Consider the following 13963-nt stretch of genomic DNA (forward strand, 5'->3'; position numbering starts at 1 on the left):
GTGAAGCTGACACCTGGATCATCGGGTCACCCCTACCAGGCCGATACGCAAGCTTCCCGTCGAAAACGACCAGACCGCCCGCATATCCCTTCATGAAACAGCAATGTCAAAAAGCAGGGGAAACAAAATCACGGAAGAGGCGCCTAACAAGCGACGCACCGTCCGGTCGTGCATTCCCAGATTGTCCCAGAACCGCGCGTCAAGCGCCGCGTCCCGTCCCGTTCCGACCGTCCCGTCGTCTCGGTGAGCGGGTATTTAGGCCCCCCGCCCAAAACCCGCAAGAGACAAAATTCAAAAAAATGACAATATTAGGGAAGTGAGTGAAATATAAGGGATTTTCGGAACACGCGGCGTCAGCCATGGCTGCGCGCCATTTTGGGGGACCGGGCTTTTGCGGCGAAAACCCAAATTCGCAGCCCGAAAAGCCCCAGAATCGCCGCAAGAATCGCCAGCGGCCAGGGTTCCCAGACCTTCAGCGCCCAAAGCCAATGCGCCGCGGCAAGAATCGCCAGCGGATAGACCAGCCGGTGCAGCTGCCTCCAGCGCGCACCAAGCCGGCGCACCGAGAACCCGTTCGACGTCGCCGCCAGCACCAGGATCATGCCAAAACCCAACATGCCGAAGACCAGATAGGGCCGCTTCACCACGTCCCTGAGCATCTGCGCCCAAAGGAAGCTCATGTCGAAGACCACCCAGGCCCCGACATGGCAGGCGGCATAGGTAAAGCACAGCAGGCCCAGCGCGCGCCGAAACCGCATCATGTTCAGGCGGGTAATGCGCAACAGCGGCGTGACCGCAAGGGTCGCCAGCAGGAAATAGATCGCGGTGCGGCCCAGCCGGTGTTCGATGTCGCGCACCGGATCGACGCCAAGATTGCCGTGCAGCGTGTCCCAGACCAGCAAGCCCAGCGGGATCAGCCCCGCCAGCCAGACCGCCCAGACCGGAACCCGCCGCAGCCAGCGATTGAGGCGCTGCGCCATCAGTAATGATTCGCCAGGTCCATGCCCGCGTAAAGCCCGGCCACCTGTTCGCCATAGCCGTTGAACATCAGCGTGTCTTGCCGGCCGCCGAAAAGCCCGCCGCCGATGCGCCTTTCGGTCGCTTGCGACCAGCGGGGGTGGTCCACCTGCGGGTTCACGTTGGCATAAAATCCGTATTCGCTGGGCTGCGCCATCTGCCAGCTACATTCCGGCTGGCTGTCGGTCAGCGAGATCCTGACCACCGACTTGATCGACTTGAAGCCGTATTTCCACGGCACCACCAACCGGATCGGCGCGCCGTTCTGGTTGGGCAGCACGCGCCCGTAAAGTCCGGTCGCCAGGATGGCCAGCGGGTTCATCGCCTCGTCCAGCCGCAGCCCCTCGCGATAGGGCCAGTCCAGGATCGGCCGGCGCTGGCCCGGCATCTGCTCGGGGTCATGCAGCGTCTGGAAGGAAACGAATTTCGCGCCCGGCTGCACCCCCGCCTTGTCCAGCACGCCGGCCAGCGGCACGCCCAGCCAGGGGATGACCATCGACCAGCCCTCGACGCAGCGCAGGCGGTAGATGCGCTCTTCCAGCGCCGCGTCGGGGGCCAGGTCCTCGACGCCATAGCTGCCGGGCCGGTCCACCATGCCGTCGATGGTCACCGACCAGGGCGAGGTCTTCAGGCCGCCGGCATGTTGCGACGGATCGCTTTTCCCGGTGCCGAATTCATAAAAATTGTTGTAATGCGCGATGTCTTCCAGGCTGTTCAGCGCCTCGTCGGTCGAAAAGGCCGAGGGCCGGCCCTCCAGCCCCAGGGCGGGCGTCGCCAATGCCGCCATGCCCGCGGCCAGAAAGGCGCGGCGGTTCAGATAGTCCGCCTGGGGCGTCACATCGGACCATTTCAGCTTCATGGCGGTTCCCCCCGTCGTTGCGCATATCATGCCACCCGACCCGGCCGATGCCGATGAAACTCCGCGTGATTGCCGCGCGAGCGCCGGGCGGGAAAAGGGGCGGATGCCGCGCAGCCGCCCCCTTTGTTTCCTTAGTGCAGCGGTACCCGCGGCCCGCTTTCATCCGCCGAGCCCAGATGGGCCGAAGAGACGCGGTTGCCGACCACCAGCCCCTCGGGGCCGGCGGTGACATGCACGGCATGGCCGTCCAGAACCTCGCCGGCCAGGATCATCTCGGCCAGGGGGTTCTGCAAGCTGCGCTGCATCACCCGCTTCAGCGGCCGGGCGCCGAAGACCGGGTCATAGCCTTCGTCGGCCAGCCATTTCAGCGCCGCCTCGTCCAGCTCCAGCCCGATCTTGTGCTGGGCCAGCCGGCCTTCCAGCTGCGCAAGCTGGATGCGGACGATGGCGTCCATGTTCTCGCGCGTCAGCCGGTGGAAGATGATGATCTCGTCCAGCCGGTTCAGGAACTCGGGCCGGAAATGCGCCCGGACCGCATCCATCACCTGCGCGCGCGCCTGGCCCGAATCGGCCCCTTCGGGCAAGGCCGACAGCGCCTGCGCCCCCAGGTTCGAGGTCAGCACGATCAGCGTCTGCTTGAAGTCCACCGTCCGGCCCTGGCCGTCGGTCAACTGGCCGTCGTCCAGAACCTGCAACAGCACGTTGAAGACGTCGGGATGCGCCTTTTCGACCTCGTCGAACAGGATCACCTGATAGGGGCGGCGCCGCACCGCCTCGGTCAGGACGCCGCCTTCGTCATAGCCGACATAGCCGGGGGGCGCGCCGATCAGCCGCGCGACCGAATGCTTCTCCATGAATTCGGACATGTCGATGCGGACCATGGCGCTGTCGTCGTCGAACAGATATTGGGCGATGGCCTTGGTCAGTTCGGTCTTGCCGACCCCGGTCGGACCCAGGAACAGAAAGCTGCCCAGGGGCCGCTTGGGGTCATTCAGCCCCGCCCGCGCCCGGCGCACGGCATTGGACACCGCCGTCACCGCCTCGGACTGGCCGATGACGCGATTGCCCAGCACGTCCTCCATCTTCAGCAGCTTTTCGCGCTCGCCCTCCAGCATCTTGCTGGTGGGGATGCCGGTCCAGCGTTCGACCACCTCGGCGATCTGCTCGGGGCGGACGGTTTCCTCGACCAGCAGGCCGTCGTTATGGCCCTCGGCCTCGGCCAGTTGCCGCTCAAGGCCGGGGATGATGCCGTAGCTGAGTTCCCCGGCGCGGGCCAGGTTGCCTTCGCGCTTGGCCTGGTCCAGTTCGGCGCGGGCGCGGTCCAGCCGCTCCTTGAGCGTGCGCGAGCCTTCCAGCTTGTCACGTTCGGCCTGCCAGCGCGCGGTCAGCGAGGCGGATTTCTCCTGCAATTCCGACAACTGCTTTTCCAGCTTTTCCAGCCGGTCCTGGGATGCCGCGTCGTCTTCCTTTTTCAGCGCCTCGGCCTCGATCTGCATTTGCAAGATCTGCCGGTCCAACTGGTCCAGTTCCTCGGGCTTGCTGTCCACCTCCATGCGCAGCCGGCTTGCCGCCTCGTCCACCAGGTCGATCGCCTTGTCGGGCAGGAAGCGGTCGGTGATGTAGCGATGCGACAGCGTCGCGGCGGCCACCAGCGCGGCATCGCTGATACGAACACCGTGGTGCAGTTCGTATTTTTCCTTGATGCCGCGCAGGATGCTGATGGTGTCCTCGACCGTCGGCTCCTCGACCATGACGGGCTGGAAGCGCCGGGCCAGCGCCGCGTCCTTTTCGATATATTTGCGATATTCGTCCAGCGTGGTGGCGCCGACGCAATGCAATTCGCCCCGCGCCAAGGCCGGCTTGATCAGGTTCGCGGCATCCATGGCGCCGTCGGTCTTGCCGGCGCCGACCAGGACGTGAAGCTCGTCGATGAACAGCACCACCTCGCCGGCGGCGTTCTCGATCTCCTTCAGGACGGATTTCAACCGCTCCTCGAACTCGCCGCGGTATTTCGCGCCGGCGATCAGCGCGCCCATGTCCAGCGCCCAAAGCTGCTTGTTGCGCAGGGATTCGGGCACGTCGCCATCGACGATGCGCAGCGCCAGCCCCTCGGCGATGGCGGTCTTGCCGACGCCGGGTTCGCCGATCAGCACCGGGTTGTTCTTGGTGCGCCGCGACAGCACCTGCATGGCGCGGCGGATTTCCTCGTCCCGGCCGATGATCGGGTCGATCTTGCCCTCGGCCGCGGCCTCGGTCAGGTTGCGGGCGTATTTCGACAGCGCCTCATAGCTGTCCTCGGCGCTGGCGGTGTCGGCCGTGCGCCCCTTGCGGATGTCGTTGATCGCGCTGTTCAGCCCCTGCGCCGTCACCTTGCCCGCCGTCAGCGCATCGCGGGCATTGGTGTTGACGATGGCCAGCGCGGTCAGCACCCGCTCGGCCGGCACGAAACTGTCGCCGGCCTTCTTGGCCAGCTTCTCGGCCTCGTCCAGCACGCGCACCATCGACGGGTCGACATAGACCTGCCCCTGCCCGCCGCTGACCTTGGGCTGTTTGGCCACCGCCTGGTCGACGGCCTGGCGCACGGCCTGGGCATCGCCCCCGGCCCGCGCGATCAGGTTGCTGGCAAAGCCTTGGTCATCATCCATCAGCGCCTTGAGCAGGTGTTCGGGCATCACGCGCTGGTTTTCCTCGCGGATGGCGATGGTCTGCGCCGCTTGCAGAAAGCCCCGCGACCGTTCCGTGAACTTTTCCATATCCATATGAAAATCCTTTCCTCAGCCCCCGCTTTGGATCGCCCGCATTGGCACGATCCGGCTCGGGTCCTGCCTGTGACATGGGCAGGAGGAAACGGGGTTTCAAGACAGAGGGTTCCCCCCTATAAGCGGCCCGTTTGTCGCAGGGGCCAAAGGGAAAACATGGACGACCGTCTGATCGTGGCGCTGGACGTGCCGAACGCGCTGGCCGGGCTGGAACTGGCCGAAAGGATCGGCGACGCCGCCAGTTTCTACAAGATCGGGCTGGGCATGCTGACCGGCGGCGGCCTGGCGCTGGCCAATGAGCTGAAGCAGGAACATGGCAAGCGTATCTTCCTGGACATGAAGTTCTTCGACATCGGCGCCACGGTCGAGGCGGCGGTGAAAGGCATCGCGCAATACGACCTGGATTTCCTGACCGTGCATGGCGACCCGCATGTGGTCCGGGCGGCGAAACAGGGTGCAAGCGGGTCGGGGCTCAAGATCCTGGCGGTGACCATCCTGACCTCGCTGGACCGGGCCGACCTGGATGCCGGGCTGATCGTGCCGGGCGACGTGGCGGACATCGTGGCGACCCGCGCCGCCCGCGCCTTCGAGGCCGGGGCGGACGGCGTCATCGCCAGCCCGCGCGAGGCAGCCCTGATCCGCGCCCTGCCCCAGGCGGCGGGCCGGCTGATCGTCACCCCCGGCGTGCGCCCGGCCGGCAGCGATGCCGGCGACCAGAAGCGGATCGAGACGCCGGCGACCGCCATCGCCAACGGCGCCGACCATATCGTCGTCGGCCGACCGATCTGGCAGGCGGCGGACCCGCGCGCCGCGGCGCAGGCGATCCAGGCGGAACTGGCCGGGCGCTGACCCGCGGGGCTGCGCCATCGCTGACCCGCGCATCCCGATCGGCTAGCCGCGCCTAATTGTCGTTGATGTCGCGGGTCCAGCGCCGGACTTCGCCCCGGTTCCTGCCGAAGATGCGCCGCAGCGCCAGCCAGATCACCCCGGTCAGCACCGCCGTGACCACCAGCGCCATCGGCAGCCCGCCGGGCCAAAGGCCCAGGACCAGCGCCAGCCCCATCAGCAGCACCGCACCGGCCAGGCCCAGAAAGAACCAGCCCGGCAGCGCCAGTTCCAGCGCCGCCAGGACCAGCGCCGCGATGATCCAGATCCAGCCATTCGCCCAGCTCATCCGCGCCCCCTTACTTCGCGCCGCGGAACATGCGGAAAGCGTCCCCAAGCGCCTCTAGCGCCGAGGCGGGGACGATAACGGTCTGCTTGCCCTGACCTTTGCCGACCTCGGTCAGCACCTCGACCTGGCGCATGGCGACCTGGTATTGCGCCGCCTCGATCCCGCCGTCGCGGATGGCCGTGGCAATGGCCGCGGTGGCATAGGCTTCGGCATCGGCCAGCAGCCGCTTGGCCTTGGCCTGCTGCTCGGCGGCGTAAAGATCGCCGTCGGCGGCCAGTTCCACCGCGCGGCGGCGGCCCTCGGCCTCGGTCACCTGGGCACGGCGGGCGCGCTCGGCGTTAAGCTGTTGCAGCATGGCGGCCCGCGTCGCCTCGTCCAGGTTGACGTCCAGGATCTCGGCCCGCGTCACCTCGATGCCCCAGTCGTCGACGATATTGGCCAGCGATTCGCGGATGCGTTCGATCAGGGGGGCGCGATTGGACTGCACCTGGTCCAATTCCATGGTGCCGATTTCCGAGCGCACGATCCCCGCCACCGTGGTGGTGATCGCCGCATCCACGTCGCGGATGCGATAGACGGTCTTCTCCGGCTCGATGATGCGGTAAAAGACGCTGGTTTCCACCTGGACCAGCACGTTGTCGGCCGTGATCGCGTCCTGGCGCGAGGTCGGAAGCTGGCATTCCAGCACCGAGATCCGATGCGCGACCTGGTCCAGGAAGGGAACGATGAAGTTGATCCCCGGCCCCAGCACCGCATGCAGCCGGCCGAAGCGCTCGACGACGTATTTTTCGGATTGCGGGACGATGCGGACGGCGCGGCTGACGGCCAGCAGGATCACCAGCGCCAGCACCACCAGCGCCAGGTTCTGGCCGATCATCTCGGCGATTTCGGGCGGCATCGCTTTTCCTTTCCTGGGTCACTCGGCCGCGACGGCCGAATCGCTTGCATCCGGCCGCAGCCGCGCCAGCCGCTCGACGATACGCGCGAAACGCGCCTGGAACAGGTCGAAATCGGGGCGCGGCTCGATCCGGCGCTCGTCCATGTAAAGCGAGCGGTCCAGTTCCAGTTGCACCACATGGACATTGTTGCGCGGCCGGCCATAGGTCTGGGTGATATAGGCGCCGGAAAAGGGCGAATTGCGCCGCAGCCGAAAGCCCTCGGCCGTCACCGCCTCGACCACGCCGGCGCTGATGCGTGGCGCGGCCGAGACGCCGTTGCGGTCGCCCAGCACCATGTCGGGCCGCGGGCGGGGCAGATGGGTCAGCGCGTCGCGCGGCATGGAATGCATGTCGAACAGGATGGCGCCGCCGAATCGCGCCACCGCCTCGTCGATCAGCGCCGCAAGCGCGCGGTGGTAGGGATGCCAAAGCCGGGCGATGCGGCTTTCGGCCTCGGCCCTGGGGATCGGCCGGTCGCGGATGGCGCGGCCCTGCGAGACGACGCGCGGAATCACCCCAAGCCCGGCCATGATGCGCGGATTGGTCATCACCGGCGCCGCCCCGGCGACCACCAGGGGGTCCATTTCCTCGGGGCCGCGGTTCAGGTCCACGACGCAGCGCGGCACCCGCGCGGTCAGCAGCACCGCGCCGTGATCCAGCGCCGGCCGGATCAGCCGGTCGACGAAAGCATCCTCGGACGAGCGCAGAAGCTGCGCGTCCAGCCGCGATTCGGCCAGGAACCACCCCGGATAGGCGCGTCCTGAATGGGGTGAGGCAAAGATCACCCCGCCCAGCCATTGCTGCGGCCGCGTCAGATCATAGGTCGGCTCTGGCCTGGTCATTTCCGGCTTTCCCCCACGGCGATTGCGCCCTTCCTGGGTGGTCGAGACAGGAAGTTTATAAACCATGATCGAGCCGCGCCAATAGCTGTCGATTGAGGGCTTGAAACCCGTGGAGGAGGTGGCTATAGACACGCCGATCAAGGGATCTGGCGGCACGAGCCGGCAGAATCACCTGTCGGGGGGCGGTTAGCTCAGCGGTAGAGCACTACGTTGACATCGTAGTGGCCACTGGTTCGATCCCAGTACCGCCCACCATTCTTTCGCGCCCCCGAGGGTTTTCGGGGGTATTTCGTTTTCAAGGCGCGACCTAGCGATGCGCCGCGATAGGAGAAGACCGATGAAGGTTCGCAATTCGCTCCGCTCGCTCAAGAGCCGCCACCGTGATTGCCAGGTCGTGCGCCGCAAGGGCCGCATCTATATCATCAACAAGACCAACCCGCGCTTCAAGGCCCGCCAGGGCTGAAGCTGCCGCCTGGTTCGATTCGGAAACGCCCGCCGGCCCCGCGCCGCGGGCGTTTTTCATTCGGCAAGGCCGGCGCGCCGCAGGTGGGGGCTGACTGCCCCCACACCCCCGTGGATATTTCAGCACGAAAGAAGGCCGGGCGCGCGACCCATATTGCCGGGAAGCGCGATGAGGGCGTCGGCTGGATCGGCGCCGGTGCCTGTGATGCGATTCCGGCCAGCCGCGCCGGCATGCCGCCCGGTCGGGGCCGCGGTCAGTCGTAGCTGCGCCGGTCCTCGATCACCTTGCCGTCATTGGGCAGCGAGCCCGGCGCAACCAGTTCCACCCGGCCGCGAAGTTTCAGCGTGTCGAGCACCGTTCCCTCGTATCTTGCCGCATCATCGGCCCCGGTTTCCAGCAGCACCGTCATCACATCCATGTCCCCGGCCCTGTCCGCCACCACCCGAGCCCGCGCGATTTCCGGATGACGCGCCATCAGCGCCGCGACCTGTTCGGGACGCACGAACATGCCCTTGATCTTGGTGGTCTGGTCGGCGCGGCCCATCCAGCCCTTGATGCGCATGTTGGTGCGGCCGCAGGGGCTGATCCCCGGCAGCACCGCCGAAAGATCCCCGGTGGCAAAGCGAACCAGCGGATAGTCCGGGTTCAGCGTGGTGACGACGACCTCGCCCACCTCGCCATCCGGGACCGGGGTGCCGGTGCCGGGCCGGACGATTTCGACGATCACCCGCTCGTCCACGATCATCCCCTCCATGGCCGGGGATTCATAGGCGATCAGGCCCAGGTCGGCTGTGGCATAGCATTGCGTCGTGGCGATGCCGCGATCGGCATAGGCCTGGCGCAGGGCGGGAAACAGCGCCCCGCCCGAAACCGCGGCGCGGGTGAAGCGCAGCCGCTCGCCCAGCTCGTCGGCCTTGTCGAGCATGATCTTCAGGTAATCGGGCGTCCCGGCATAGACCGTGGTGCCGATGTCCACCGCGGCGCGGACCTGCAATTCGGTCTGGCCGGTGCCGGCCGGCAGGGTGGCGGCCCCGACCGCACGGGCGGCGCTTTCGAACATCATCCCCGCCGGGGTCAGGTGATAGCCAAAGCAATTGTGGACGATGTCGCCCCGCCCCACGCCCGCCGCATGCAGGAAGCGGCCCAGCCGCCACCAGTCGTCGCCGCGCCGGCCGGGTTCATAGATCGGGCCGGGACTTTGAAAGACGTTCTCGAAATCCGCCGCCGGCCGGGTGGTGAAGCCGCCAAAGGGCGGGAATGCCTTTTGCGCGGCCGAGAGTTCGGACTTGCGGATCACCGGCAGCCGGGCCAGCGCCTCGCGCGTGGTGATCTGCGCGGGCTCGACATCGCCCAGGATGCGCGCCAGCCCCGGCGCGGTTCGCGCGCGGGCGATGGCGGCCGGCAGTTCCGCCGCCAGCCACAGCGCCCGCTCTTCCGCGCGGCGGGTTTCAAACTCGTCATAGAATGCCATGAAGGTGCCTTTCTGCGCTCAGGCCAGCCAGCGCTTGCGCCGGCGATAGGACCGCACGTCGCGAAAGCTCTTGCGGCCCTGGTCGGACATGCCGAGATAGAATTCCTTGACGTCCGGGTTCTCGCGCAGCGCCTCCGCCGGCCCGTCCATCACCACGCGGCCGCTTTCCAGGATATAGCCGTAATGGGCATAGCGCAGCGCCACATTGGTGTTCTGTTCAGCCAGGAGGAAGGTGACGCCCTCGCCCTCGTTCACCGCGCGGACGATCTCGAAGATCTGCTCGACCAGTTGCGGGGCCAGGCCCATCGAGGGTTCGTCCAGCAGGATCGTTTCGGGGCGCGACATCAGCGCCCGGCCCATGGCGCACATCTGCTGTTCGCCGCCCGAGGTATAGCCGGCCTGGCTTTTGCGGCGCTCCTTGAGGCGGGGGAAATAGGAATAGACCATCTCGAGGTCGCGGGCGATGGCGGCGCGGCCGTCGCCGCGGGTATAGGCGCCGGTCAGCAGGTTTTCCTCGATGGTCAGGTGCTCGAAGCAATGGCGCCCCTCCATCACCTGGATCACGCCCTTCCTGACCAGGCTGGCCGGGTCCAGTTCCTGCACCCGCTCGCCGCGATAGCTGATCGTGCCCTTGGTGACTTCGCCGCGCTCGGAATGCAGCAGGTTCGAGATCGCCTTCAGCGTCGTGGTCTTGCCGGCGCCGTTGCCGCCCAGCAGCGCGGTGATGCCGCCCTTGGGCACCGACAGGCTGACGCCCTTCAGCACCAGGATGACGTGGTTATAGATCACCTCGATATTGTTGACCTCAAGCAGGGTCTCGGCTCGGGGCGCGGCGTCGAACATGGGCTTTCCCTTTCAGGACGCGAGGACAAGGGACCCCGGCGGCGAACCGCCGGGGCCGGGGATCAGCAGCGCGGCGAGATGCCGGCTTCCTTGGCATAGGCTTCGCTGTCTTCGACGATCAGCGGGTCCAGCACCTCTTGGTCGGGCGCGGTGAACTCGGTGATCAGGCTCCATTTCTTGGCTTCGGCGTCCCATTGCTGAAGCCGCGCCATGCCGCTGCCGCCATGGTTGTCGCAGGACATCTTGATCTCGGGGCCAAAGTCCGGCAGCCCGATCTCGGCCAGGCGCTCGGGGGTGATGTCCAGCGCCTCGAACCCGTCGCGCAATTGCGGGGCGGTGATCTGTGCGGTGCCGGCCAGTTCCTGGGCCTTCCTGATCGCCTCGGCGATGACGACGGCCGCATACATGCCGCGCGAATACAGCGACGAGCCGACGAACTGGCCGCCTTGCGAGGCTTTGCCGGGCTCGACGACGTATTTCTGCATGTCGTCATACAGCGGATAATCGGTGCCGACGCCGTTGAAGGTCAGCGACTTGTAGCCATGCGCCGCAGCACCGACCGGCAGCACGTCCACCTCGGACCCCGACCACCAGACGCCGATGAAATTCTCCATCGGGAAACGGATGTTGGCGGCTTCCTGGATGGCGGCCTGGTTCATCACGCCCCAGCCCCACATGATGACATAGTCCGGCTTGTCGCGGCGGATCTGCAACCACTGGCTTTTCTGTTCCTGGCCCGGCGGATCGACGGGCAGTTCGGTCAGGGTGAAGCCGTGCTTTGCCGACAGGTCCTGAAGCGTGCGGATCGGCTCCTTGCCATAGGCCGAGTTGTGATAGACCAGCGCAATCTTCTTGCCGTTCAGGTCGCCGCCGTTCTGGTCCAGCAGATATTTGATCGCCACGCTGGCGCCGTCCCAATAGTTGGCCGGCGCGTTGAAAATCCATTCGAAGACCTTGCCGTTCTTGGCCGAGGTGCGGCCGTAGCCGGGCGTATAAAGCACCTTCTGGTCGACCGAGACCTTGGGGATCAGCTGATAGGTGATGCCGGTCGAAAGCGGGTTATAGACCAGCGCGCCGTCGCCCTTGGTCGCCTCGTAGCATTCGACGCCTTTTTCGGTGTTGTAGGCGGTCTCGCATTCCGGGGTGCGGACCTTTTCGCCGCCGATGCCGCCGTCGCGTTCGTTGAGCAGGGTGAAGTAGTCGTTGAACCCATCGGCATATTGCGTGCCGTTCGCCCCATAAGGCCCGGTGCGATAGCTTAGGTTGGGCACCACCAGGTCGGCCATGGCCGGCGCCGCCGCCATGACGGCGCCCAGTGCGACAGTTGCAAGTTTCAGCTTCATCTTGGTCTCCTCCCCAAGGTTTTGATTGTGCCGGTTGTCCGGTCGTTAATGCGGGAACGGCCAGAGCCGCAGCTTTTCCTTTGTCAGCGCCCAAAGCCGGGCAAGGCCATGCGGCTCGACGATCAGGAAGAACACGATCAGCGCGCCGACGATCATCAGTTCGATATGGGCGGCCAGGTCGGTCGGCCAGCCGAACTGCGCCACCAGCACGTTCTTCAGCAACACCGGCAGCAGCACCAGGAAGGCGGCGCCGGCAAAGCTGCCGAAGATGCTGCCCAGCCCGCCGATGATGACCATGAACAGGATCAGGAAGCTCTTGTTGATGCCGAATGCCTCGCTGGCCTCGGCCGCACCCAGGTAGACGGCGAAAAGCAGCGCGCCGGCGATGCCGACAAAGAAGCTGGAGACGGCAAAGGCCGACAGCTTGGCGGTCAGCGGATTGACCCCGATGATCTCGGCGGCGATGTCCATGTCGCGGATCGCCATCCATTTGCGCCCCACGCTGCCGCGGGTCAGGTTGCGCGCCACCCAGGCCAGCACGACGGCAAAGACCAGGCAGACCAGGTATTTCGCCGAGGCCGAGGTCGCAGGGCCGGTCACTGCCCAGCCCAGGATGGTGCGCTCGGGCGCGTTGATCTGGCCCGAGGCCGAATAGTTGTAAAACCACGGCACCTTGTTGAACAGCCAGACCAGGAAGAACTGCGCCGCCAGCGTCGCCACCGCCAGGTAGAAGCCCTTGATGCGCAGGCTGGGCAGGCCGAACAACATGCCGACAACGGCAGTGATCGCGCCGGCCAGCACGATATGAATGACGATCGGCACCCCCGGAAAGGCGGTCATCAGCTTGTAGACCGCATAGGCCCCCACCGCCATGAAGCCGCCGGTGCCCAGGCTGACCTGCCCGGCATAGCCGGTCAGGATGTTCAGCCCGATGGCGGCGATGGCATAGATCAGGAAGGGCACCAGGACCGCATTCGCCCAGTAGCTGTCGATGACGAAGGGCACGACCAGGAACGCCACCGCCAGGACCGCGTAATAGCCCCAGCGATCCAGCCGGATCGGAAAGGTCTGGCCATCATCGCGATAGCTCGTCTTGAAGTCGCCCGCCTCACGATAGAACATCTGCCCCTCCCGGCTTCAAATCTTGCTGGTGGGGGCTTCGCGCCCCCACGCCCCCGCGGGATATTTCCCCACGGAAGAATGCGGGACGCCGCGCTTCTTTCGTGTCCAAATATCCCCGCCGGAGGCATAGAATCTTTTCATCCTCAGACCCGCTCGATGATGCGCTCGCCAAACAGGCCCTGGGGCCGGAAGACGAGGAAGATCAGCGCCAGCACATAGGCGAACCAGTTCTCGGTCGCGCCGCCGACCATGGGTCCGATGAAATATTCGAAAAGCTTCTCGCCCATGCCGATGATCAGCCCGCCGACGATGGCGCCGGGGATCGAGGTGAAGCCGCCCAGCATCAGCACCGGCAGCGCCTTGAGTGCGATCAGCGACAGGCTGAACTGCACCCCGGACTTGGTGCCCCACATGATGCCGGCGACCAGCGCCACGAAGCCGGCGATCGACCATACCATGATCCAGATGAAGCGCAGGCTGATGCCCACCGAAAGCGCCGCCTGGTGGTCGTCGGCCACGGCGCGCATCGCCCGGCCCTGCTTGGTATATTGCGAGAAACCGACCAGCGCCGCGACCAGCGCCGCCGCGATCACCGTCGCCCAGATGTCCAGCCGGTCGATGAAGAAGCCATAGCCCAGCCAGTTATTCGTCGCCGTCTCGACCGTTTCGGAAATGCCCTGCGGCAGGCCGACATCCAGCATCTTGACATCGGCGCCCCACATCACGTCGCCCAGCCCCTCCAGGAACCAGGCCAGGCCGATGGTGGCCATGAACAGGATGATCGGTTCCTGCCCGACAAGGTGCTTCAGCACCAGCTTTTCGATGACGATGGCGAGCCCCACCATGACCAGCGCGGTAAGCAGGATGGCCAGCAGCCCCGGCACGGTCCAGCCAAAGCTGCTGACATGCACGCCGAAGGCCGCGTTGATCAGATGGGCGAAGGGCACCCGGCCCTCCATGATGCCGACCAGCGTCATGGCAGCAAAGAGCGCCATCACCCCCTGGGCATAGTTGAAGACGCCCGACGCCTTGTAGATCAGCACGAAGCCCAGGGCGACCAGCGCATACATCACCCCCGCCATCAGGCCGTTCAGCAGGATCTCGCTTGCGTAAAGAAACTCCATTCCCGCCC

13 protein-coding genes and 1 tRNA gene are annotated in these 13963 nt (G+C 66.0%); 3 read left to right on the top strand and 11 right to left on the bottom strand.

The annotated features are described in order from the left end of the window. Nucleotides 1-353 precede the first annotated feature (353 nt). From F3H32_RS12800 to clpB, 3 genes are all read right to left on the bottom strand, one after another. A complete protein-coding gene (locus F3H32_RS12800) occupies nucleotides 354-980 on the bottom strand; it encodes a protein-methionine-sulfoxide reductase heme-binding subunit MsrQ (RefSeq protein WP_149766197.1) in 627 nt (208 codons plus the stop codon). After that, entirely contained in the window at nucleotides 980-1876 is an 897-nt protein-coding gene (gene msrP / locus F3H32_RS12805) for a protein-methionine-sulfoxide reductase catalytic subunit MsrP (RefSeq protein ID WP_149766198.1), read from the bottom strand. The genes F3H32_RS12800 and msrP overlap by 1 nt, the downstream gene beginning before the upstream one ends. Before the next feature lie 131 nt (nucleotides 1877-2007). Further along, nucleotides 2008-4635 carry an ATP-dependent chaperone ClpB gene (gene clpB / locus F3H32_RS12810; RefSeq protein WP_149766199.1) on the bottom strand — a complete coding sequence of 876 codons (2628 nt, stop codon included), beginning with the start codon at nucleotides 4633-4635 and terminating at the stop codon, nucleotides 2008-2010. Between the two features lie 156 nt (nucleotides 4636-4791). On the opposite strand from clpB, the gene pyrF reads away from it, so the two are divergent. Then, nucleotides 4792-5484 carry an orotidine-5'-phosphate decarboxylase gene (gene pyrF / locus F3H32_RS12815; protein ID WP_188128660.1) on the top strand — a complete coding sequence of 231 codons (693 nt, stop codon included), beginning with the start codon at nucleotides 4792-4794 and terminating at the stop codon, nucleotides 5482-5484. A 52-nt stretch (nucleotides 5485-5536) separates the two neighbouring features. Here the strand turns inward: pyrF and F3H32_RS18105 are convergent, their stop codons facing one another. Genes F3H32_RS18105 through F3H32_RS12830 form a run of 3 tightly spaced genes read right to left on the bottom strand, consistent with a single transcriptional unit; the run spans nucleotide 5537 to nucleotide 7589 of the window. Further along, nucleotides 5537-5809 carry a hypothetical protein gene (locus F3H32_RS18105; RefSeq protein WP_188128661.1) on the bottom strand — a complete coding sequence of 91 codons (273 nt, stop codon included), beginning with the start codon at nucleotides 5807-5809 and terminating at the stop codon, nucleotides 5537-5539. Nucleotides 5810-5819: 10 nt separating this feature from the next. Next, nucleotides 5820-6707 (bottom strand): SPFH domain-containing protein, encoded by an 888-nt coding sequence (locus tag F3H32_RS12825; RefSeq protein WP_149766201.1) that lies wholly within the window; start codon nucleotides 6705-6707, stop codon nucleotides 5820-5822. Nucleotides 6708-6725: 18 nt separating this feature from the next. Next, entirely contained in the window at nucleotides 6726-7589 is an 864-nt protein-coding gene (locus tag F3H32_RS12830; RefSeq protein ID WP_149766202.1) for an N-formylglutamate amidohydrolase, read from the bottom strand. Between the two features lie 180 nt (nucleotides 7590-7769). On the opposite strand from F3H32_RS12830, the gene F3H32_RS12835 reads away from it, so the two are divergent. Both F3H32_RS12835 and ykgO read left to right on the top strand, forming a co-directional pair. After that, nucleotides 7770-7844: transfer RNA gene (locus F3H32_RS12835), tRNA-Val, on the top strand. Between the two features lie 82 nt (nucleotides 7845-7926). Beyond that, nucleotides 7927-8052: a type B 50S ribosomal protein L36 gene (gene ykgO / locus F3H32_RS12840; RefSeq protein ID WP_024842876.1), complete on the top strand. Its 126-nt coding sequence runs from the start codon at nucleotides 7927-7929 to the stop codon at nucleotides 8050-8052. 253 nt (nucleotides 8053-8305) lie between these two features. On the opposite strand, the gene F3H32_RS12845 is transcribed toward ykgO, so the two are convergent. The 5 genes from F3H32_RS12845 to F3H32_RS12865 form a co-directional block, all read right to left on the bottom strand. Beyond that, on the bottom strand, nucleotides 8306-9523 hold the full coding sequence (locus F3H32_RS12845; RefSeq protein WP_149766203.1) for a phenylacetate--CoA ligase family protein: 1218 nt from the start codon (nucleotides 9521-9523) through the stop codon (nucleotides 8306-8308). Between the two features lie 18 nt (nucleotides 9524-9541). After that, entirely contained in the window at nucleotides 9542-10366 is an 825-nt protein-coding gene (locus F3H32_RS12850) for an ABC transporter ATP-binding protein (RefSeq protein ID WP_149766204.1), read from the bottom strand. A gap of 62 nt (nucleotides 10367-10428) precedes the next feature. After that, nucleotides 10429-11709 carry an ABC transporter substrate-binding protein gene (locus F3H32_RS12855; protein WP_149766205.1) on the bottom strand — a complete coding sequence of 427 codons (1281 nt, stop codon included), beginning with the start codon at nucleotides 11707-11709 and terminating at the stop codon, nucleotides 10429-10431. Between the two features lie 45 nt (nucleotides 11710-11754). Further along, nucleotides 11755-12831 (bottom strand): branched-chain amino acid ABC transporter permease, encoded by a 1077-nt coding sequence (locus F3H32_RS12860; protein ID WP_115754427.1) that lies wholly within the window; start codon nucleotides 12829-12831, stop codon nucleotides 11755-11757. Nucleotides 12832-12974: 143 nt separating this feature from the next. Beyond that, nucleotides 12975-13955 carry a branched-chain amino acid ABC transporter permease gene (locus F3H32_RS12865; RefSeq protein ID WP_149766206.1) on the bottom strand — a complete coding sequence of 327 codons (981 nt, stop codon included), beginning with the start codon at nucleotides 13953-13955 and terminating at the stop codon, nucleotides 12975-12977. Between the last annotated feature and the right edge of the window lie 8 nt (nucleotides 13956-13963).

Source organism: Paracoccus thiocyanatus, assembly GCF_900156255.1.
GTDB lineage: Bacteria > Pseudomonadota > Alphaproteobacteria > Rhodobacterales > Rhodobacteraceae > Paracoccus > Paracoccus thiocyanatus.

Bases quoted from the DNA above. Each gene is read 5' to 3' on its own strand.
- F3H32_RS18105 (WP_188128661.1), bottom strand. From the start codon at position 5,809: ATGAGCTGGGCGAATGGCTGGATCTGGATCATCGCGGCGCTGGTCCTG.
- F3H32_RS12850 (WP_149766204.1), bottom strand. From the start codon at position 10,366: ATGTTCGACGCCGCGCCCCGAGCCGAGACCCTGCTTGAGGTCAACAAT.
- ykgO (WP_024842876.1), top strand. From the start codon at position 7,927: ATGAAGGTTCGCAATTCGCTCCGCTCGCTCAAGAGCCGCCACCGTGAT.
- F3H32_RS12860 (WP_115754427.1), bottom strand. From the start codon at position 12,831: ATGTTCTATCGTGAGGCGGGCGACTTCAAGACGAGCTATCGCGATGAT.
- F3H32_RS12855 (WP_149766205.1), bottom strand. From the start codon at position 11,709: ATGAAGCTGAAACTTGCAACTGTCGCACTGGGCGCCGTCATGGCGGCG.
- clpB (WP_149766199.1), bottom strand. From the start codon at position 4,635: ATGGATATGGAAAAGTTCACGGAACGGTCGCGGGGCTTTCTGCAAGCG.
- F3H32_RS12865 (WP_149766206.1), bottom strand. From the start codon at position 13,955: ATGGAGTTTCTTTACGCAAGCGAGATCCTGCTGAACGGCCTGATGGCG.
- pyrF (WP_188128660.1), top strand. From the start codon at position 4,792: ATGGACGACCGTCTGATCGTGGCGCTGGACGTGCCGAACGCGCTGGCC.
- F3H32_RS12830 (WP_149766202.1), bottom strand. From the start codon at position 7,589: ATGACCAGGCCAGAGCCGACCTATGATCTGACGCGGCCGCAGCAATGG.
- F3H32_RS12825 (WP_149766201.1), bottom strand. From the start codon at position 6,707: ATGCCGCCCGAAATCGCCGAGATGATCGGCCAGAACCTGGCGCTGGTG.
- msrP (WP_149766198.1), bottom strand. From the start codon at position 1,876: ATGAAGCTGAAATGGTCCGATGTGACGCCCCAGGCGGACTATCTGAAC.
- F3H32_RS12845 (WP_149766203.1), bottom strand. From the start codon at position 9,523: ATGGCATTCTATGACGAGTTTGAAACCCGCCGCGCGGAAGAGCGGGCG.
- F3H32_RS12800 (WP_149766197.1), bottom strand. From the start codon at position 980: ATGGCGCAGCGCCTCAATCGCTGGCTGCGGCGGGTTCCGGTCTGGGCG.